The organism is Paenibacillus sp. TAB_01 (assembly GCF_043945595.1).
In the GTDB taxonomy this organism is placed as follows: domain Bacteria; phylum Bacillota; class Bacilli; order Paenibacillales; family NBRC-103111; genus Paenibacillus_S.
The window spans coordinates 1,654,646-1,675,138 of record NZ_JBIFNP010000001.1 but is presented as its reverse complement, the minus strand read 5'-3'; the positions used below and the strand labels follow the sequence as shown (position 1 = coordinate 1,675,138).

The following is a 20,493-nucleotide window of genomic DNA, read 5'->3' as shown; positions in this document are numbered from 1 at the left end:
GGTTTTCCGGGCAGCTTAACGCGCTCCTCGTCGGAGCCTATCCCAGGCGCGCTGCGGATCAGCATGCGGCCGTTCGTTCTCCGCATCAAACCGAGGCGGTGATTCTCGTCTTTGGATCCAGGTCCGTCTCGCTCTCAGGCTCCTCGGGATCGAGCAGCCAGGTGAACCCGTCCTCCTTCAGCAGCTCGTGCGCTGCTTCCGGTCCGTTGCTGCCGGCCGCATAAGGATGAAGCGGGATCAGGTTTTCCTCGAACGCCTCCAGCAGCGGCTGCACCCACTGCCACGACATTTCTACCTCGTCCCAATGGGCGAAAAACGTCGAATCGCCGGCCAGCGCGTCGCGGAACAGATTCTCATAAGCCTCGGGCACATCCCGCTGCTCGGCGGAATATTGAACCCGGATCGGCTCCGTGCTTGTTTCCTGGCCTGACGTTTTCAGATTCAGCTGGAACGAAATGCCTTCTTTCGGCCCGATTTCAATAATGAGCAAATTCGGAGCCGCTTCCCGGTCGCTTTCCGTTCGCCTTATCCAGCGGGTCTTTAAACTGAATGACAATCCGGGTCGATTTCTCATTCAAACGTTTGCCTGTCCGGATATAGAACGGAACTCCGTTCCAGAAATAATTATCGATCCAGAGCCGCGCGGCAATAAACGTATCGTTCATCGAATGCTTGTCGATTCCGGCTTCGTCCGTGTAGCCGGCAACCTCCCTGTCTTGAACGGCTCCGGAGGTATACTGCCCGCGAACGACGTTGCGTTTGACCTCCTCCTTGGGGAGCGGACGCAGCGATTCGAGCACAAGCTTTTTCTTGAAAGCAACATTGTCCGCGGAGCTGTGCTTCGGCAGCTGCAAAGCGAACATCATCAAAATTTGCATCATATGGTTCTGGAACATATCGCGTATCGCCCCGTAATGGTCGTAATAGCCCGCGCGTTCCTCAACACCGACGGTCTCATTGGCCGTAATTTGCACATTGGCGATATAACGGTTGGACCAGAGCGCCTGCAGCACCGGATTCGCATATTCCAGATCCTCCAGCTTCTGAATCATCGGCTTGCCGAGATAATGGTCGATGCGGAAAATTTCCCGCTCCTCGAACGATTGGGCCAGCTTCTCATTGAGCTCCCGGGCGGTTGCCAAATCTCTGCCGAACGGCTTCTCGATAATCAGCCGCTTCCAGCCCGCTACGCTGCCGAGTCCGCTCTCCTTGATGTTCTGGGCAATGGTTCCGAAAAATTCGGGGGCCACGGACATATAGAAAATACGGTTCTCCGGAATGCCCAGCTCGGCCTCCCTCTGCTTCACAAGACCCAGCAAACGGGTATAATCCCCGGATACCGGAATATCCAGCGAGATGTACCGGAACGCTTGGATAAAAGCCTTCAGCCTGCCCTCATCCTGAACCTGGCGTCTCGAGAACAAGCGAATGGACTGCTCGACCCGCGATTGGAATTCCCCGTTGTCGATAGCTCTTCTGCCAAGACCGATAATCGACAGCGGCTTGGGCAGCCGGTCGTCAAGAAACAAGTTATATAAGGCAGGGTAAATTTTGCGCTTCGCCAAATCCCCCGTCGATCCGAATAAAATAAATGTCGCTGCTTCCATTGGGCAGTCCCCCTGTTCATAATCGCTATAACCGATCGAGGCAATGCGGATGATAATCATTTTCACTTACTATTTGTTAGAACCTTAGTTAAACTGTACTTCTTCTTGACGTAAACATCATGAAGAAATGATGAAGAGCAAATGAAGGTTTCATGAAAAACAAAAAGACGCATCCTTGAACGGATACGCCTTCGTTGTTAATGAATGATTTTATAAGCCCGTTTGACGCATGTAGCGAACGTACTGAGGAAAAGCAATGTCTGCCTCCGCCAGCTGCGGATGCCACTTTTTCTCCCATTCCAGCGTGTAATAGCCGCTGTATCCCTTGCTGTGAAGAAGCTGGAATATCGGGTTCAACGGCACGTCGCCTTCTCCCAGGAGACAATATTGGAAGCCTCTGTCCGAATCGGGCGTCAGCCGGGAATCCTTGACGTGCACATACTCGATCCAGCGTCCCAATGTCTCCCAGGTCTGCTCCGGCTGCTCCCCCTTCGTCCGGTACGGATGATGAAGATCCCACAAAACACCGACAGCCTCCGGGTCGACCTGCTCCAGCACGGACCGCACATCGGCGCAGGACGTCCAATCGTCATGCGTTTCGAGGAGCAGCTTCGCTCCATGCTCCTTGGCGACGTTCCCCATTTCGCCGAAATGCCGGACCATATCTTCGACCGCCTGCTCTCTGCTCACGCTGCCGATCGCCCCGCCGAATACGCGGATATACCGGGTATCGAAGATGGAGCACAGCTTGGCGTACTGCTTGATCTCTTCAAGGTTCTTCTCATAGTTCTCCCGGGAAACCATATGTACCGAGCTGGAGAAGCAGGAAACTTGAAGCCCCGCGTCGCGGATCCGGCTGCGCGTAGCCTGGGCCTGATCGGAGAATGCCGGCAGCTTGTAAATATTCATTTCGCCGGTCACGCCGCGAAAGTCGATGGCGTCGAAGCCGTAAGCCGCGGCCCGCTCAATGATCACGTCCAATTCCCATTCCGGACAACCCAATGTCGTAAAAGATAATTGCATGCTGCTCATTCCTCCCGATTCTCGTCATTATTGAGTTACTTCTATGAAGAAGTCATGCGGGTGAATTTCTCCGCCGTAATCTGCCGCAGCAGCGGCTCTCCCGCTGCAAAACGGGTCAAATCCTCCACGACCATCGCACCGAGCTGCGACTTCCAATAGCCGGAATAAGCGCCGATGTGCGGCAGGCAGATGACGTTGGACAGCCCCAGCAGGGGATCGTCCGCCGGCAGCGGCTCCTTGTGGTACACATCGAGAGCCGCTTGAATCCTTGCGGAAGCAAGCTCCTCGCGCAGCGCGCTTTCATCCACCAGCGAGCCGCGGGCCGTGTTGATCAGCAGCGCCCCGTCGGGAAGCAGCCGCAGCAGCTCGCGGCCGATCATGCCGCGGGTCGATGCCGTCAGCGTATCGTGCAGCGACACGATCCGGCTGTGACGGAACACCTGCTCGAGGCTGCACAGCTCGACGCCAAGCGATGCGGCTTCTTCAGGCGTGCAGTACGGCGAGTACAGCCGGAGCTTCACGTCGAAGCCGCGCAGCAGCCGGATGACCTCCCGGGCAATTTCGCCCAGGCCGACGATGCCGACGGCTTGCCCGTACAGTCCCATGACCGTCTGGTCATTGCTGCCCCATCTTCCGCCGCGCAGCTGCTCCCGGTAAGCGCCGATATTCCAGGCGCCCGTCAGCATCAGCGACACGGTCAGCTCGGCAGTGGACCGGGCCAGGGCGGTATTCGCGTTCACTACCGCCAGATCCGGCCGCTCGAATGCAGACGGATCGACGTAGGGAATCAGCGTGCCGGCCGCGTGGCCGACAAACCGCAAAGCTTGGGCCCGCTCCAGCACCTCCGCTGTCAGCTTCGGCGAGCCCCAAGACGTCAGGACCGCATCATACGAGGAAATATCCGCGGCAAGCTGCTCTGCCGTATAGGGATGATCCTCGGGGACCCAGTCCACCTGCGAAACCGCTTCCAGCTGCTCGCGAACCTGACCGGAAAACAACAGCTGACGAAGCTCGCTTTTCCATACGGTAACCAAGGTTTTCATACTCGTTCCCTTTCCTGTTCCGGATTGTTGTCATAACCATACTCCAACAATTTCTAGACGGGGGACCGGTTTTCCTTGTACCTCGATTATTTTTCAATAAAGAAAAAGGACCCCTTTCAGGGTCCCTTTAACGGTGAATTGATAATGGATTTTTGCTTTGAACCTCTTTTGAATCTTAGGTCTTACCACAAACCACCATTGTAGTATGGGGTACTACAATAACGTCTCTGCGGCACATCCCCTCGCTTCTATTTAGATTCTAACAACTTTCCCGGTATTGATCGTTAGTTGGCCCAACGGAACCACACCTCTCTTTTCACCGTCGAAATTTAGTATAGCCGCACCAATTCGGTTTTATACAGCCTGGCAAAAAAGTTTGTTTTTGCTCCGGCAGCTCTTAATATGCATGGACGGCCCCATGACGGTATAGCCGGCTTCTCGAAAGCAAATCCTATGAACATCCGCCTTCAGAGAGCTGGTGGAACGAAAGCTCAGCTTACGCGCTTCGGCACAGCAATGAACATAAAATAACCTGGCCCTCTAACCGGCCAGGTTATTTTTTTATGTATTTTGCCTGCAGGGACTTACGCAAACGGCTCCCACCTGCCTTCCGGCAGAGCGCAGGGCTCGACCGGCCGCCGCGCGGCAGCATCATGCCGCAGTCTGGGCATCGAACCGTTTGCCCGAGCGCCGCTTTTACTCAATCGTTCCCCTGTCCGAAATCCGCCCTGCCCCTCGTCAAAAATCCGTTTCCTCTCCTGAGACGTACAGAGGAAAGCCGTTTATTTGTGCTGATAAGCTTCCAGCAGCTCCTTCACCGAAGCGTTCAATGCCTGCGTATCGGGAACCGCTACCGGATGATCGTTCACTTGGTACTTCTGCTTCAGCTTGTAAATGCGGTTCACGCTGTCGTCGATCAGCTCGGCGGGAATGCGCTTGTCGTCCACGGCACGACGTATCGCTCCAATCACGGCCACGGCCTTGTCATAGTCATGTCCGACCATAATGACGTTCGCCCCGGACTGCACCGATTTCACCGCCGCTTCCTCAATCGTGTAATGCTGCTCAATAGCCCCCATGGTCATGTCATCAGTCATAATGACGCCTTCAAAGCCCATTTCCTTTCGGAGCAGATTCGTCATAACTTCCTTGGACATCGAGGCGGGAACGTCGGGATCCAGCTTGGGAAGCAGGATGTGGGCGACCATCACCGCATCCGCCTGCTGCCCGAAAGCTTCCGCAAAGGGAACCAGCTCCAGCTTCAGCAGCCGCTCCATGTCGTTCTGCACAATCGGCAGTCCGAGATGGGAATCGACGGAGGTGTCGCCATGCCCCGGGAAATGCTTGACGACGGGCAGCACCTTTTGCGACTGCAGCCCTTTCATCTCCTGAACGCCCATAGAGCTGACCAGCGAAGCCTCTGCGCCAAAGGAGCGGTCGCCGATCACCGGATTGTTCGGATTGCTGTTCACATCCATAACCGGGGCAAAATCGACATTGAAGCCGTAGGCGCTCAGCTCTTTGCCGAGCAGGCTCCCGATGCCGTATGCAAACTCCGGTTTGCCCGTTCTGCCTACCACTTGACTGGCAGGCGTTTTCTGAAGCTCGTCCGGAAGCCGGGTTACCCGCCCGCCTTCCTCATCCACGCCCAGCCAAAGCGGCAGCCGGCTCCCTTCATTCGCCTGCTTCAGCGCATTCACCAGCTCAGTAAGCTGTGCGGTGCTCTTCACATTCGGCTTATATAATATGAGTCCACCCACATGGTCATTCTGGATTAATTCCCGCGTATGCGGGTTGATTTCATAGCCGTCCATGCCGGCGATGACCATCTGCCCGATCTTCTCATCCAAGCTCATCCGCTCCACCGGAGTCGGAGGCGCTTCTTCCTTGACCGGCGGCGCGGCTCCCTGCTGCCCCTGCTGTCCTTGCGCCTGCGAATCGGCCTGCGAGCCGGGAGGCTGAACGGGCGAGCCGTGATGACAGGCTGTCAGAGCTGCCGCGCACGCGAGTCCTGTAAGCCAAGGGGCCCATTTTTTGCTTGAAATGCCTGGCACGTGCACCCACTCCTTTATTTACGGCGGCTCCGCTTCAGAACCGCTGTGAATGTAGACATAGTATACTCCTTTTTGGCTGGAAATACCCTCCAGACAGTCATATATGCATACCGCAGGGCATACCTTTTGTATATTGAAAATAACTGTTCCGAGTATATTGTCTCAAGAAAGGAGCTGTCTAGTGGCATGGAGAAGCCGAAACGGAATGAGAATCAAAGCTTAAATCCCGAAATTCCGCAGCCGATCCGGAAAAACGGCGAGGGCTTCATCGATAAGGGCCCCCGCGACGTGATGAGGGACATGGAGAATCCTGACATGCTGGTGCCGCCGATTACAGATGCGGGGCTGGTCGCCAACCTGCGATTCTCCTTTTCCGATACGCATATGCAGCTGAACTACGGCGGATGGTCCAGGGAAATCACGGTGCGGGAGCTGCCTATCGCCAAGACGCTTGCAGGCGTCAATATGAGCCTCACGCCCGGCGGGGTCCGCGAGCTGCATTGGCATCAGCAGGCCGAATGGTCTTACATGATATGGGGCCGCGCGCGGATTTCCGCCGTGAACCAGAACGGACGTAATTTTCTTGCCGATGTCGGCCCCGGCGATCTGTGGTATTTTCCTCCCGGTGTTCCTCATTCCATTCAAGGCCTGGAGGGAGGCTGCGAATTTCTCCTGGTCTTCGACGACGGCAGCTTCTCCGATTTGAACACGCTGTCGATCTCGGACTGGTTCGCGCATACGCCGAAGGATGTGCTGTCGGCGAACTTCGGCGTGCCGGAGAGCGCCTTCGCCTCCATTCCGTCGCAGCAAGTGTATATCTATCAAGATACCGTACCCGGCTCTCTCGCCAGTCAGGAAGTCGCGTCCCCGCAGGGTACCGTACCGCTTAGCTTTAAATATGAGCTGCTGGCTCAGCCGCCGGTCAAAACCTCCGGAGGAAGCGTGCGCATCGTGGATTCCACCAATTTCCCCATCAGCAAAACGGTTGCCGCCGCGCTTGTCGAAATCGAACCCGGGGGCATGCGGGAGCTGCATTGGCATCCCAATAACGACGAATGGCAGTATTACCTGACAGGCCAGGGACGGATGACCGTGTTTGCAGGCAACGGCGCAGCACGGACCTTTGATTACCGTGCCGGAGATGTCGGCTATGTTCCGTTTGCATTCGGCCATTACATCCAGAATACCGGCACCGAGCCGCTGTGGTTTCTCGAAATGTTCAAGGCCGACCGCTTCGAGGATGTCTCGCTGAATCAATGGATGGCGCTGTCGCCCCAGCAGCTCGTGCAGAGCAATCTCAAGGTCGGTCCCGAATTGACCGACGCGCTGCATAAGACCAAATCGCCGGTCGTGAAATATCCTCCCTATACCTACTATCCCAAGTAAGCGGTACAAGCGAGCCAGCCCGACACGGGCGTTTGACAGCCCGGCCAAACAGCCGAATTGCTGCAGCATCGCGGATCAGCAGGCAGACTGCAATGCCATATGGGCGCCCTCCCGTCAACGGCCGGCGCAGCATGATGCAACAAAGTCCGGGCAGCCGCCCGGACTTTGTTATTGGTTGTACTTAAGTTCTTCGCTACCCGATAAGCAGCATTCATCCGCACATAGTCGTACGTCGGACTTGTTATTGGTTATCCCCTGCCGTATCCTTCGCTACAGCAGTGCAGACTGAACAGCCCGGGTGACTGGAGCTTCGGCACCGAATAAGGCTTCGGCAAATTCGAATACCTGCTCCCCGCTGATGCGGTTCCGTCCCTTGGCCGAGGAAAGAAACGAACTGCACCGGCAGCTGCGTTCTGCTCTCCGCGGGAGCACAACATTGCAGCGCGAAGAACGCATCCCTCGCCTGCTCCGTCCAGCTTTCCCCCAGACCCAGCTCAACGTTTCTCTGCCTGCGTCTTAGTTCCTTTTCCTGTTGAAGCTCCGCTTCCGTAACCATTCCGTCTGCGGGAATACCCAGCCGTTCGAACTGCTCGGGCGGCGCGTCGTGCTCCTGCATCAGCCGGGCCAGCAGCCGGATCATCCGCCGTTCGATCTCAGGATGATCGATCGGATTCTCCTGGAACGGGCCCTGCTCCAAGTCAAATAACAGGTGCCCATAATAATAAGGATTCAGGTAGGTGCTTCCTTTTAACTTCATCACCTGGGTACTCTTTGTAAACCGAAACGGTCCTGCAAGCTCCATCCCTTCGAATTCACTCGGCTTAAACCGGTTGTGCATATGAGACGGCATCAAAGTGTATTCGTACAACGGACCGTTATCCATAGTCTTCGGCGCCCGCATATACACATAGCGCCCGTCCGTACAATTGACGTGACCGCCGTGAATCCCGAAAAGCGCCGCCGCTCTCGCGCCCGCTTCGGCGTCGGACGATGCCTTTATCGGTCTGCCCTGCATATCCTGAGGGAGCTCTACCCCGAAATATTCAAGCAGCGTCGGGGCAAGGTCAATCGTCTGCACCAGCTGAGCGGAGCGCCGATTGGCCTCCGCGCAGCGGGGGTCCCAAATAAACAGCGGAATATGTACGATTTCGTTGTACATCGGCTGTATGTTTTTTCCTAGCCAGCGGTGCTCGCCGAGTAAAAAGCCGTGGTCCGTGTTCACAATAAGAAGCGTATCCTTCCACAGCTCCAGGCGATCGAACGTATCCAGCACCCTGCCCAGATAATGGTCGCACATACTTACCAGGGATGCGTATTCGTAGACAAGATGCTGCAGCTCCTCCGGCTGCTGCTTCACTTTCCCGTAATCGGGCCAGTCCCAATGACGCCCCTCATACGCATGCGGGTACAAATCCTTATACTTCTGCTGCGTGAAAAAAGGCTCATGCGGATCAAAGGCTTCGATCTGCAAAAACCACCGGTCTTCTTGATGGTTGCGTTCGATAAACTCAATGCCTCTGTTTACGGTTACCGCAAGCGGCTGCTTCTCCTCCGCGTCCAGGTACCGGCGGTTCACCCAATCCTGGCGCCACAGGCTGCCCAGCTTCCTCCCGCTCAAGGTTTCCGGAATATCCGGTTACTTCACCTCGCCTTTCCAGGGGTCTCCTTCCTGGCCTCTGGCGAATTCCCATGAATTGTAGCGGGTATGATAAGCCGCTCCTCCATCCTCGAAATAATGATTATGATCCGTCGTCAGATGAGTGTAAACTCCGTTCTCCTTCAACAATTCAGCCATGGAATCATCGAACGGCTCCAGCGGTACACCAGCTGCGGTGCAAAAAGCTGTACCTGCCCGTCTGCAAATCCCTGCGTGCAGGCATGCAGGGCAGACTGCCCGAATAACACCTGTCGAACGTAACGGACCGCTCGGCCAATCTTTGAAAGTTCGGCGCTTCAATCCAGCCGCAGCCGTAAGGAGGAAGCATATGCCTGTTCAAGGAATCGAACATTACCATAACAGCCTTCATCCTGTCCTCTCCTTCCGAATCCTTATTTTATTCCTCCTCGGAGGCAGTTGGTGCCTCCACTAAAGTCAAGTCACGGTATTGGCTTGGCGTGATGCCCTCGGACTTTTTGAAAATCCGGTTAAAATAAGTCGGCTGATAGCCTACCATTTCGGCAATGTCATTGATCCGGTAATCTGTCTCGGCAAGCAGCTCTTTGGCCTTGCGGAGCCGGACCTCCGTTAAATACTGAATAAAATTCACGCCGGTCTGCTTTTTAAACGACTTACTCAGCGTCAAAGAAGTGACATTATGTTCTTCGGCAAACAAATCGAGCGAGAGATCGGCATCATATCTGGTGTGGATGGACTCGACAATGGAGTCGATCGCATGCTTCAGCCGAACGTCCTGCTTCTCCGAATCCTGCACGACTCTCTCGATATATCGCCGGATGACGTGTTCGTTAAACAAGCTTACAATTTCGGACGTTTCCGTCTTTCGCGCAAGCTCCTCGCGCAGGTCGAATGAATCTGTCTCGAACGGATTGTAGCCCGCCTTCAGAAATCCGAACTGCAGGTTGCCGAACAGCTGGAGCACGCCTTGCTGGAACACATATTCCTTCGTCGTATTGCGTTTCAATTCAAGACAAAACTGCTCTAAGGCACGGTAGGCTTCCTTCTCGTCCGCGCTGCGAATCGCCTGCAGGATGTCCATTTCCGCCGCGAAGGGATAACGAACCGCGTTGCTTTCCAGGGAGTGGAAATCCTCCGCATTAATAACCTGTCTGGATTCATTCAAATCCCTGTACCGGACTATACGATTCACTTCATCCCAGGCTTGCGGAATTTCGATGACGGAAGCCACCATTTTGCTGATCGATACGGTCGTATTCAATTGAAGAAAACGCTGAAGCGCACCGACAAGCCGCTCGGCCAGCCGGTAAAGCTCCTCCGTCCTTTCATCGAACGGATCGTATAGAGGACAACCCAGCAGAACACTGACAGACTGATCGTGCAAATTAATAATTTCGCTTTTGAACGGGCTTTCTTTCATGACCTCTTCTGTAATGTTCACCGCGGCAAAGGAAATAAGCTCTTGATCGCCTTCCCGGAATCTGGCGTTCGCCTGACTTGCGCCGTGGAACTGAATACCGAATACGGCATACCCAAGATTTCCCGTGTCCCAGCCGAACCATTCCATCCGTTCCTCAAGCTGTGAGCGTTTGGACGATTGAAAGCGGCCCTGCAGCAGCTGCAGAAAGAATCCTTCCTTCATCGTCGGGAGCTGATCCTGCAGACGCTGCTCAAGCGTGCGGCTTTCAAAGTTCAGCCGCTGCCACTGCTCGGTGATGAATTCAATCTCATCCGAAGTCTCGGGGTTCGTTCCCGGATTTGCTCTAAACACCTTTAACAGCCCTTGAATAGGCTGATAAAGCTTACGGGATACGATCAATGCCGCAGCAATGCAGATCAGTAAGCCGATAAATCCAATCGCATAGACGAAATTCGATGCGGCAATCACCGGGGAATTTAATTTATCCAGCGAATCGATCGTCATGTAAGTCCAGCTCTTGCCCAGCCTTTTGAATGAAGCATAAGAAACCGAGTAATGTCCCTGTTCTGTATCATAGACGAAGGAGCCGCTGGCCTTCTTCCGTATATGAATTTGATTCAGCACGGAAGCCTGCACCGCTTGAGGGGGCGATGCGGCGGTCATGGAGCTGCCAACCGGATTGCCCTGCTCATTGACCAGAAAAGCAGCTCCGTTCTCATCCAAGGTAGCGCCGTTCAGCATTTGCGTCACCTGAGCCGGATTCAAATAGACGACCAGCGCGCCAAAAGGCTCTGCGCTTTCCGCGGGCAGCTGAAACACAAGAGCTGGAAGCTCTTTGCCCGGGTGAGCTGCCGTTCGAAAAGCAGACAGCCAAAACGCGGAATTGCCGTTACTCAAAAGCGTATGAAACGGGGACTTGTCCGCTGCGTTCAGCTCTATCGTGCCGCTGCTGTCCGAGAACGCGACGGAGGGACGATCCAGGTATAAATAGACCTGCTCAATTAAAGGATTAGATTCTTTAAGGAGCAGTAAGTCGGTATAAATATTACGAATAAATTCAAAATCATAGCTGGTCTCGAGCGTTTTCAGCTTCATGCCGAATTCCCGGTTGAATGCCCACTGTGTAGCTGCTTTTTCCAAATAAGACAAAGAATCGTCCACACGCTGCGCCGACTGCACCACCTGATGATTGCGCGAGGTAAGCACCATGTCCTGCAGCTGCTTGGTTCCGATCCATTTCACTCCGCTGCCTACGATAATGGTCGGCAGACAGATAGCCAATAAAATGGCTATCAGGCTTTTTCGGTATAAACGTTTTTGAAACAAGCTCTGCTTGCTGATGCCGCGAAGTGAGGGCTTCCATCTATTCACCTGGGTCTTACTCCTCTTTGTTTGAAATAATCTGGCTGAAGACGAAATCCATTTTAACATTCCGCTTGGGAAGTCACCATGCCCCCCAGTGAACGATCTTTAGCCCCGCTTCGCCGGAAGGTTACTTGCCTCCTTGCCGCTTCTGATAATCCTCGTTCATTTCCGCGATGATTTTTTGATATTGGGCATCGTTTTTAAGTCCCGCCACATACGTATCCCAAGCCTCCAGCGGCTCGCGTCCAAGAATAATTTTGATCTTCAAATCCTGCGTTCTTTTATCGTAATCGACTCCGACCTTATTATAGGTTTCCGATGTCAAGCCTACGGACGGATCGCCCTTGGCCACTTTGGACAGCTCGTCGATAATGGACATGTTCCGTTTCAGGAAGTCCGCAGGAATGCCCGTTTGATACGCGAAAGCGTACTTGTCGTTGCTTTGGAAAATCGGGAAGATAACGCCCGTGTAGGCCTTGGCCTTTTCCGTGAACAGGTACATGCCGTCCTGCACGGTGTAATGCTCGTCTTTAAACCCGAAATTCGCCATTACACTGCCTTCTTCCGAAGCGCCATAATCCATAAAGGCCAGAATCTGCTTCATTTTCTCCTCGGATACGGACTTGGGAATGACCCAGAATCCATAGGCTCCGCTGCCTTTAGGGGCATATTTGCCCTGCGGTCCGTTCCAGATAAGATAGAGCCAGCAGGTCCGCCTTCGGATTCGCCGAGCGCATCTGTCCGGTCAACAGCCATGTCGGCTTGATCGCCTCGGTCAAAATCCCCGCTTTGCCGGCGGTTATGTTCTCCCGCACTTGAGACGATTTCAGCGTAGGAAAATCGGCTGCCAGCAGTCCTTCCTTATATACCTTGTTCAGCCATACCAAGGCATCCCGCGTCCCCTGCTCGAACGTCAAATCGATCAGCTTGCCGTCCTTCTCCTTCCACTTGCCGTAGTTGCCGTTCATCACATTCTCTACCCAGCCGAGATTGCCCATATTGTATTGAGCCACGGAAGCGGTCAAGCCGATCGTGTCTTTCTTGCCGTTCCCGTCCGGATCCTGCTCAGTAAAAGCTTTCATGACCTTGTACATGTCATCCAGGTTTGCAGGCGTCTTCAAGCCCAAATTGTCGAGCCAATCCTTGCGGACGATCGGCATGCCTTCGGTTCCGTAAAGCGGACGCACGAAAGGAATACCGTAATTTTTACCGTTCAAGCTAGTGTTTGTCCAGCTCTCCTTCGGGTAAGCGCTCAAATTCTTATAGTCCTTCAGGTAGGGAGTCAGATCCCAGAACGCGCCTTGATCCGCCATCTTCCGGATTTGCGCCTGATAAGGATCGCGCAGCAGCATAAGCTCGGGCAAATCGCCCGAAGCGAGCGTCACGTTCGTTTTATCCGTATAATTGTTGGCCGACACCCAGGTAATATTCAGCTTTGTATTCGTTCGTTTCTCGATCTCCTGGCGGATCGGGTCCTGCTCGCTCGGCGGCTCCGGACTGTAATAATCCGACATGATGCTGATTTCAACCGGCTTCCCGGCCGCATCCTTGCCACCCGCACCCTCTTCCTTTTGGCTGCCGCAGGCGGCAAGCACCCCCGATAAACCGATGAAACAAGATAACGCCAACACGCTTTGCTTTTTCAATTGAAATACCCCTTCCGTATGTCTTTACCGTTTATAATAAAATGGAATTTGATTTATTCTTTAATCGAGCCGATCATGGCTCCCTTGGCAAAATGCTTTTGAAGAAACGGATATACCAGCAAAATCGGCACCGTCGCAACGACAACGGCAGCCATTTTGATCGTTTCGGCAGGCAGCTGGAGGTCATTCCCCATAGCCATTGAGCCCCCCATCGAAGTCGAAGAATCCACGATCATGTTGCGCAGCAGCATTTGCAGCGGCCAATTGTGGCTGTTATTAATATACAGCATGGCATTAAAGAACGTATTCCAGTATCCCACCGCAAAAAACAATCCGAAGGCAACCATCGACGGTATGGATAAAGGCAAAATAATTTTAACCCACACGCCAATCTCGTTGCATCCATCGATGGAGGCCGCCTCCTGCAGCGCATCCGGAATACTGTCGTAGAAGCCCTTCATCAGCAGTACGTACCATCCGCTGGTCATTACCGGGACAATCAAAGCCCATAAGCTGTTTATCAGCCCGAGCTGCTTTACCAGCAAATAGTCGGGAATAATGCCCGCTTGAAACAGAGTTGTGATAAGAACCAGCACCATCAGCGTTTTGCGCCCCTTCAGTCTTTTCCTCGATAAGGTATAAGAGAAGCTGGAGGTCAACAGCAGGGAAATCAGCGTGCCGGCCGTCGCCAAAAATCCGCTGACGCCAATCGCGTTGACGAATGCTTTCGTGGAGAAAATATACTGGTACGAGATCAAGCTCCAGGATTGCGGAAACAGTACGAACCCTTTGGTCATATACTCCTGCGCCGAAGTAAACGATACTACAAACACATAGTACAGCGGAAAAATAGTGACGAGTCCGATCAGAGTCAGCAATCCTGCATTAGCGGCGGTGAAAGTGCGGTCGTTCCATGATGTGTTCATTTTAATACACTCCCTCCTCGCCCAGTTTTTTGGCAAACTTGTTGGCGATGACCACCAGAACCAGTCCCGTCATGGACTTGAACAGTCCGATAGCCGTGCTGTAGCTGAACTCTCCCTGCTGTATGCCTACCCTGAACACGTACGTGTCGAACACATCGGCCACATCCGATACGGCGCCGTTCATCATCAGCAGCACCTGCTCAAGCCCTACATCCATCATGTGACCGATGCGAAGGATCAATAAAATGACGATGACGTTTCGAATCGAAGGCAGCGTAATATGCCACATTTGGCGGAACCGCCCTGCCCCGTCCATCTTAGCGGCTTCATACAGCTGCGGATCGATGCCCGCGATCGCCGCCAAGAACAGAATCGTCCCCCAGCCCGCATCCTTCCAAATATTTTGAACGGTCAGAATGAGCCAGAACAGGTTGGGATTCGTCAGAAAATCGATCTGCGCATAGCCCGCTGCCGTCAAAAGCTTGTTAATGATTCCTTCCGAGTGGGACAACAGCAGAAAGCTAATCCCTGCAATGATGACCCAAGACAAGAAATGGGGCATGTACACAATCGTTTGAATCAGCTTCTTAAACAGCTCGTTCTTCAATTCGTTCAATAAAATGGCAAGCAAGATGGGAAGCGGGAAATAAAAGAAAAGATTCATCAGGCTGATCGCCAAAGTATTCCGAAAAAGATGAATAAAATCGGGATTTGAAAAAAAACGTTCAAAATGCTCAAGCCCTACCCAGGGACTGTTCCAAATTCCCTGATACGGCGAGAAATCCTTGAAGGCAATGCTGATGCCCCACATGGGCACGTACTTAAATATTAGAAAATACAAGACTCCCGGAACCGCAAGCAAATACAAATATTTATCCCGCTTAAAGGATTGAAGTACACCTCCTCGTTTGCTGCCGCTTTCCTTCACTTCGCTCTGCCCTGCCAAGCCGGTTTGCTTCATGATGCCGCCTGCCATAGCTGTCCTCCTTCTGTGTGAATATATGCCCATCATAGAAGCCGGTCCGATTGCCGGCAATAACACATTTCTCCTCCGAACAACCGCGAAGGATTGCACTTTTTATCGGCTTATACTTTTTTTCCGCACGTTTTTTTCCGGTATAAACCGATGCCGTTCTGCAGCCCGACTGTGCCCATAGACTCAATTTCAAAATTATCGGCTGGAAAAATGCAACATTCTCCATGCTGCGGAGTCTAATGGTTTGTACACTGTCGAAAAGGGGGTTTTGCTGTCTAACCAAGAGTACATACGAAAGAACTGACCCCAGTCATTGAAGCCGATTTCCCAAAGCGCAGACCAACGGCGGATCGAGCGAGATCCCCTATGATTATTTATTTTTAGAGGTGAACGATGAAGTTGAGGCTTGTTACGACATTATTATCCCTGCTGCTAATTGCCCTACTGCTCCCGGCCCTGGCGTTTGCGAATCCGCAGGACTCCGACGCCGGCGTCCCATTATTTTTTAACGGTAAACAATTAAAGCCCGAGGTAGCCCCCCGGATTATTAAAGACGTCACGATGGTGCCGGTCCGCATTATTGCCGAAGAGCTCGGCTCGAAGGTCGAATGGAACCAGAAAGCCCGCCAGGTGACGATTACGAAGAAAGAAACCAAGATCACGATGGTAATCGACCAGCCTGCGGCTTCGATTAACGGCGTCAAGCAGAAGCTCGATGCCGCTCCCGTCCTGATCGCGGGCAATACGCTGCTCCCCGTCCGCTTCATCGCGGAGAATATGGGCATCGACGTAAACTGGGACGACGTGACCCGTGCCGTCTATTTGACGGAGACGCCGTCCGGCGGCGCCGATCCTACGGAAACCGTTCATCCCCCGCAAGATACGGGCGATTCGGCGGACAAGCCGGCGACGGATGCGAACGGAAATCTCGTTCCCGTCATTAAATCCATCGCCATGACCGACTCACAGCTTCAAATTACGGCGGACTCCGGCAAGCTCAGCCCAACGGTATTCCCGCTGCACGGGCCCGAGCGGATCGTCGTGGACATCCCGAATGCCGTGCTGGACCCGGCGCTCTTCAGTGACGCGTCCTCCAAAAGCGGCAGCACGGTGTCAAGCAGCGTGTACGTCTCCACCGTCCGTTACTCGCAGTTCAATATCCAGCCCTATACGGTACGGATCGTACTGGATATGAAAGGATCCGCCAGCCTAAGCTGGGAATCCGGGCTGCAAACCGCTGCGTTAGTCGGCGTGCTCCAGCAGGGCGGCGGCAGTAAAGGCGGCAGCGGCAAGTACAAGGTCGTGATCGATCCCGGACACGGAGATCAGGACCCGGGCGCCAGAGCGGCCATCGGACGCGATGAGAAAGAATTCAATCTTGCTATGGGGCTTAAGGTATACAATCTGCTCCAGCAGGAATCCCAGATCGAGCCTTATATGACGCGCAATGACGATACGTTCGTGCCGCTTGATGACCGGGGCAAGTTCGCCAATGATCTGCATGCCGATCTATTCGTTTCCATTCACGGCAACAGTTACATCGCCTCTTCCACAGGCACGGAAACGTATTATTACAAGTCCGACAGCATCGACTTTGCCAACGTCATGCATAAGCATTTGGCGCCGGCTACCGGCTTTGCCGACCGCGGCGTGCGTCAAGAGGCGTACCGCGTGGTAAAGATAACTAATATGCCGGCCATCCTGCTTGAGGTAGGCTTCCTTTCCAATCCGACGGAAAGCGCGACGATGTTTGACGAGGCCTTCCAGAACAAGGTAGCGGCTGCCATCGTCGCAGGCATCAAAGAACAGCTTCAAATTCCGTAAGGAAGCAACAGTTAAAGGTGGTGGATTCGATGCAAAAAATGACGCTGCGCGGAATCGTTCTGATCGGAGCCGTCGCTCTGGCCTTGTCCGGCTGCGGGCAGAAGCCTTTAAGCGGCCCGTCGTCCCAGGAGAGCCCGTCCGCTCCCCCTCCGGCTGACAGCAGCAAGACGACGCCTGCTTCCAATGCCAAGGATGCGGCGGAAGGTCAACCCAATCAGTCAAATGACGCCATTCACAGCGAAATTAAAGCTTATTATGGAGACGAGCAGCAAACCATGCTGGTAGAGCGGCAAGTCGCGATCAACTACAAAGAAGAGAAGGACAAATATACTACGGCGCTCTGGACCTTGAAGAAAGCGCCTGCGGACAGCGGTCTGGTACCGTTGGCCGCCGCACTCGGCTTCAAATCTGCCGTATTGAAGGACGGCACGCTGACCGTAAACGTAACGCTTTCCGCTGAGGGCCGTCTGGGCGCCCCCGGCGAGCAGATGCTGCTCGAGGCGTTGAAGAAAACGTTGTTCCAGTTCCCGGAAGTCGGCGCCATCGATATTCTGGTGGACGGAAAGCCTGAAGAATCGTTAATGGGTCATATGGAACTGCCCCATCCGATCAAGCGACCTATGTAGGCCAACTGTATTCCTGCTGGCGGCCTAGCGTCTAGGACTCTATCAATCTATAATCAGGAAAAAAGCAGCCTGCCGGAACAACGGCAGGCTGCTTTTTTTGCATGGCCTTCTACAAATAGAAGAAATTGGATCATCCGTTCAAAAAAATGAACTTTTCTTTCTATTCCCTTATGGAATCTTGTAAAAAAACGTTGGAATTTGTAGAAAAGATATTAAAATAATATTAGGATATAAATCTATGATAAAGGGGATTACCCAAGTGAATAACAAGTCGGTCATCACCGGTTTTGGAATCAGGCTGCCAAAAGTTCAGAATAGTCTTCAATTCGAGCAATTGTTGAGAAACGGAACTTGTACACACTCGATCGTCCCTGGTCTGGGCCCCCGTCAAGAAAGCCTTGTTTGCGGAATCATTGACGAAGAGCTGGAAGAAGCTTCGGAGAGGGAGCTGCGCGGCTATCCAAGAGCGGCCCTGCTCGCCATAGCGGCAGCCAAGGAAGCGGTCGAACGCGCGCGGCTCGTCAAGTCCGGCGCACGGATCGCCGTCATCCTGGGAACCTCCACCTCCAGCCTGCCCGAAATCGAGCACTGCAACCAGCTTTACCAAAATAACGACTATCGTAAAATAAGCGTGCTTAATGCCGGATTAACGAATATACATAGTTTATCGTCAGGAGTCGCCAATTATTTCGGCTTCGGGGAAGGAAATTGGGTATTTACGCTAACAAACGGTTGTTCTTCCGGCTCAGATGCCGTATTGTTAGGGAAGACTTTAATTGAAAACGGCGTAATCGACGTTTGCATTGCCGGCGCTGCGGAAACGCCCCTGTGCAACGCAGCCATAGCGAGCTTTGCTAAACAGCGAGCCATTAAATTTAATGCCGGTATCGGCGAGACCGGGAACCCTTTTTCCCGAAACGGCAATACCTTCGTAATCTCCGAAGGCGCTGCGATCGTCGTGCTGGAATCGGAGCAAATCGCCAAGCTTCAAAATAAAACCGTTTACGGGTATATTACGGGAGCGGCTGCCAATAATGACGGAGTAAATATACATCAAATGAATATGCACGGAGACCGGTTATACGAAACGATGGTGCAGGCGGTAGGCAATCAGCAGATTACCTATACGAATAGCCTGGCGCTTGGGCTCGGCATCCAGGATGCCAACGAAGCGAAGAACCATCTCCGTCTGCTTGGAGCCTCGACCCCCATTACCTCCATTAAGGGAATGGTCGGTCATGCATTTGCCGCATCCGGCGTCGTACAGCTTATATCTTCTTTAATCAGCTTGGAGCAACAATTTATTCCGCCGACCATACATAGTGATTTTGCCGGCTACGAGCATTTGAATATCGTTAAGGAGACGCTGTCCCGCGACATTCAATCCGTTGCTGTCACTTCCCATGGCTACGGTGGAAATAATAATACTATCGTGGTGTCGAAAGAAGGTTAACGTATGAGTTTTATACTCATGGCGGCTATGTCCCTGGTGCCGCTGTTTCTTGGGATGTCCAGTAAGATCATGATTAAGACAAAAATGACGAATGCCATGATCATGTTTATGATTTTTATAAGTCTGTGGCAGTTGGACGTAAGCTTCCTATACAGTCTCGATCTGTTCAGCCAGGATGTGATCTTCTTCATGTTCAGGCTTCTTAGGATCGGGTCTATCATGCTTCCGCCGGCTTTTTTGTACGTGGGCTATGTGGCTATCAAATATTTGACTAAAGAAAACGGCAACTGGCTTAAATGGATCATTAACAAATATACGCTGGCCGCTTACTATTGTTGGTCATTGTTTGTCTATATCATTAACTGGAGCGACCTTGGCGTCCTGGGCCTGGACAAGATCAAAGGCTATGAGAATATAAACGTCCTCTACCCGATCTATGGCGAATGGAGCGGCTTGTTTGCCAACCATATCAAGCTGCTGATCGTCAGTATTTTATTGACGCTGCTTGCGAGCCGTAAGGTTGTCGATAACTATGTGAAATTGTTTCTGACTCTGTTCAGTCTCACCTTCTTGTTGACCTATTCCGTCGGTGTCATGAACCTGCAGGCGAGCACGTTTATTTATTCCAGCCAAATCGCCGTCATGATCTTCTCCATCTTCATTTTCTTCACCTTCGTACATATGAACACCAAGATGTTTAAAGAATCCAACAAGATTCTGAAGCGAAAAGAACAGGAAGAACAGATCGAGATTACGACCTCCGGATTGATTCATGAGATCCGGAATCCGCTGACAATTATGAAAGGGTATTCAGAGCTGCTGGCCCGATACGAGGAGCTGGATAGCAAAGCACAGGGGATGGTCAGTCAGATTCAAATGGCCGGCGCGCACATGAACAGTGTGGTGCTGAACTATAACGAATTCATCAAGAGCGGGAAAATCAGCACGGAAGAAACCGACATCATTGAGATTATTCAGGAAGCTATGGTACTGACCTCAATTAAGGCAAAGGAAAAAGACGTCGCTATCGAGCTCAAGAAAGGAAAGCCGACGATCGCCCGGGTCGACAAGGATAAAATCAGGCAGGTATTCATTAACCTGATTAACAACAGCATCGATGCGATGGAAGGCAAAGAGCTGCGGCAGATTAAAATTCGAGTGACCAGCAACAGCAACGATATCAACATTTTCTTCAACGATACCGGATCGGGCATCCCGGAGGAGCGGTGGAGTCAAATCTTCACCCCGTTCCACACGACCAAGGAAACCGGAATGGGACTCGGCCTGTCGATCTGCCAGCGGATCTTGAATTCCCATGGAGGCAGCATCGAAATCGTCAAAAGCAGCGACAAGGGAACCGAGATGAAAGTCACGATCCCGGTCATCTACTACGAGCGGATCGTCAGTCCTTAAGCTATGCTGGGATATTCAACTTTCCCGGCAGCAAAACAAACACCTTTTTCACGCCTGATGCCGCAAGGACGGCCGCGCGTACAAGAGGTGTTCTT

At 52.9% G+C, this 20,493-nt stretch carries 16 protein-coding genes and 1 pseudogene; 5 read left to right on the top strand and 12 right to left on the bottom strand.

Annotated features, from left to right (window positions below; all coding sequences use genetic code 11):
* Nucleotides 1-85: 85 nt before the first annotated feature.
* The 4 genes and pseudogenes from zwf to nagZ all read right to left on the bottom strand — a co-directional run bounded on the left by zwf (nt 86) and on the right by nagZ (nt 5,727).
* Nucleotides 86-1,607 (bottom strand): annotated as a pseudogene (gene zwf / locus ACHHV8_RS07945) (glucose-6-phosphate dehydrogenase).
* A gap of 210 nt (nt 1,608-1,817) precedes the next feature.
* Complete coding sequence (locus tag ACHHV8_RS07940; RefSeq protein ID WP_395157797.1) at nt 1,818-2,630, bottom strand: sugar phosphate isomerase/epimerase family protein; 813 nt, start codon at nt 2,628-2,630, stop codon at nt 1,818-1,820.
* A 41-nt stretch (nt 2,631-2,671) separates the two neighbouring features.
* Complete coding sequence (locus ACHHV8_RS07935) at nt 2,672-3,673, bottom strand: hydroxyacid dehydrogenase (RefSeq protein WP_395157796.1); 1,002 nt, start codon at nt 3,671-3,673, stop codon at nt 2,672-2,674.
* Between the two features lie 782 nt (nt 3,674-4,455).
* Nucleotides 4,456-5,727, bottom strand: a complete 1,272-nt coding sequence (gene nagZ, locus ACHHV8_RS07930; protein ID WP_395157795.1) for a beta-N-acetylhexosaminidase — start codon at nt 5,725-5,727, stop codon at nt 4,456-4,458.
* A 186-nt stretch (nt 5,728-5,913) separates the two neighbouring features.
* On the opposite strand from nagZ, the gene ACHHV8_RS07925 reads away from it, so the two are divergent.
* Nucleotides 5,914-7,113 (top strand): oxalate decarboxylase family bicupin, encoded by a 1,200-nt coding sequence (locus tag ACHHV8_RS07925; RefSeq protein ID WP_395157794.1) that lies wholly within the window; start codon nt 5,914-5,916, stop codon nt 7,111-7,113.
* 241 nt (nt 7,114-7,354) lie between these two features.
* On the opposite strand, the gene ACHHV8_RS07920 is transcribed toward ACHHV8_RS07925, so the two are convergent.
* From ACHHV8_RS07920 to ACHHV8_RS07885, 8 genes are all read right to left on the bottom strand, one after another.
* Nucleotides 7,355-8,731: a sulfatase-like hydrolase/transferase gene (locus tag ACHHV8_RS07920; RefSeq protein ID WP_395157793.1), complete on the bottom strand. Its 1,377-nt coding sequence runs from the start codon at nt 8,729-8,731 to the stop codon at nt 7,355-7,357.
* An 18-nt stretch (nt 8,732-8,749) separates the two neighbouring features.
* On the bottom strand, nt 8,750-8,908 hold the full coding sequence (locus tag ACHHV8_RS07915; protein ID WP_395157792.1) for a hypothetical protein: 159 nt from the start codon (nt 8,906-8,908) through the stop codon (nt 8,750-8,752).
* A gap of 4 nt (nt 8,909-8,912) precedes the next feature.
* The gene (locus ACHHV8_RS07910; RefSeq protein WP_395157791.1) at nt 8,913-9,140 is read right to left on the bottom strand and encodes a sulfatase-like hydrolase/transferase; all 228 of its coding nucleotides are present in this window, start codon (nt 9,138-9,140) and stop codon (nt 8,913-8,915) included.
* 27 nt (nt 9,141-9,167) lie between these two features.
* On the bottom strand, nt 9,168-11,540 hold the full coding sequence (locus ACHHV8_RS07905) for an AraC family transcriptional regulator (protein WP_395157790.1): 2,373 nt from the start codon (nt 11,538-11,540) through the stop codon (nt 9,168-9,170).
* 121 nt (nt 11,541-11,661) lie between these two features.
* Nucleotides 11,662-12,138, bottom strand: coding sequence for a type 2 periplasmic-binding domain-containing protein (locus ACHHV8_RS07900; protein ID WP_395157789.1), 477 nt, complete (start codon nt 12,136-12,138; stop codon nt 11,662-11,664).
* Between the two features lie 55 nt (nt 12,139-12,193).
* Nucleotides 12,194-13,180 carry an extracellular solute-binding protein gene (locus ACHHV8_RS07895; protein WP_395157788.1) on the bottom strand — a complete coding sequence of 329 codons (987 nt, stop codon included), beginning with the start codon at nt 13,178-13,180 and terminating at the stop codon, nt 12,194-12,196.
* 53 nt (nt 13,181-13,233) lie between these two features.
* The gene (locus ACHHV8_RS07890) at nt 13,234-14,106 is read right to left on the bottom strand and encodes a carbohydrate ABC transporter permease (RefSeq protein WP_395157787.1); all 873 of its coding nucleotides are present in this window, start codon (nt 14,104-14,106) and stop codon (nt 13,234-13,236) included.
* Between the two features lies 1 nt (nt 14,107).
* A complete protein-coding gene (locus ACHHV8_RS07885) occupies nt 14,108-15,082 on the bottom strand; it encodes an ABC transporter permease (RefSeq protein WP_395157786.1) in 975 nt (324 codons plus the stop codon).
* 393 nt (nt 15,083-15,475) lie between these two features.
* On the opposite strand from ACHHV8_RS07885, the gene ACHHV8_RS07880 reads away from it, so the two are divergent.
* From ACHHV8_RS07880 to ACHHV8_RS07865, 4 genes are all read left to right on the top strand, one after another.
* Complete coding sequence (locus tag ACHHV8_RS07880) at nt 15,476-16,906, top strand: N-acetylmuramoyl-L-alanine amidase (RefSeq protein WP_395157785.1); 1,431 nt, start codon at nt 15,476-15,478, stop codon at nt 16,904-16,906.
* Between the two features lie 29 nt (nt 16,907-16,935).
* On the top strand, nt 16,936-17,532 hold the full coding sequence (locus tag ACHHV8_RS07875) for a GerMN domain-containing protein (protein WP_395157784.1): 597 nt from the start codon (nt 16,936-16,938) through the stop codon (nt 17,530-17,532).
* 259 nt (nt 17,533-17,791) lie between these two features.
* On the top strand, nt 17,792-18,985 hold the full coding sequence (locus ACHHV8_RS07870) for a beta-ketoacyl synthase N-terminal-like domain-containing protein (protein WP_395157783.1): 1,194 nt from the start codon (nt 17,792-17,794) through the stop codon (nt 18,983-18,985).
* Between the two features lie 3 nt (nt 18,986-18,988).
* On the top strand, nt 18,989-20,398 hold the full coding sequence (locus ACHHV8_RS07865) for a sensor histidine kinase (RefSeq protein ID WP_395157782.1): 1,410 nt from the start codon (nt 18,989-18,991) through the stop codon (nt 20,396-20,398).
* The last annotated feature ends 95 nt before the right edge of the window (nt 20,399-20,493 follow it).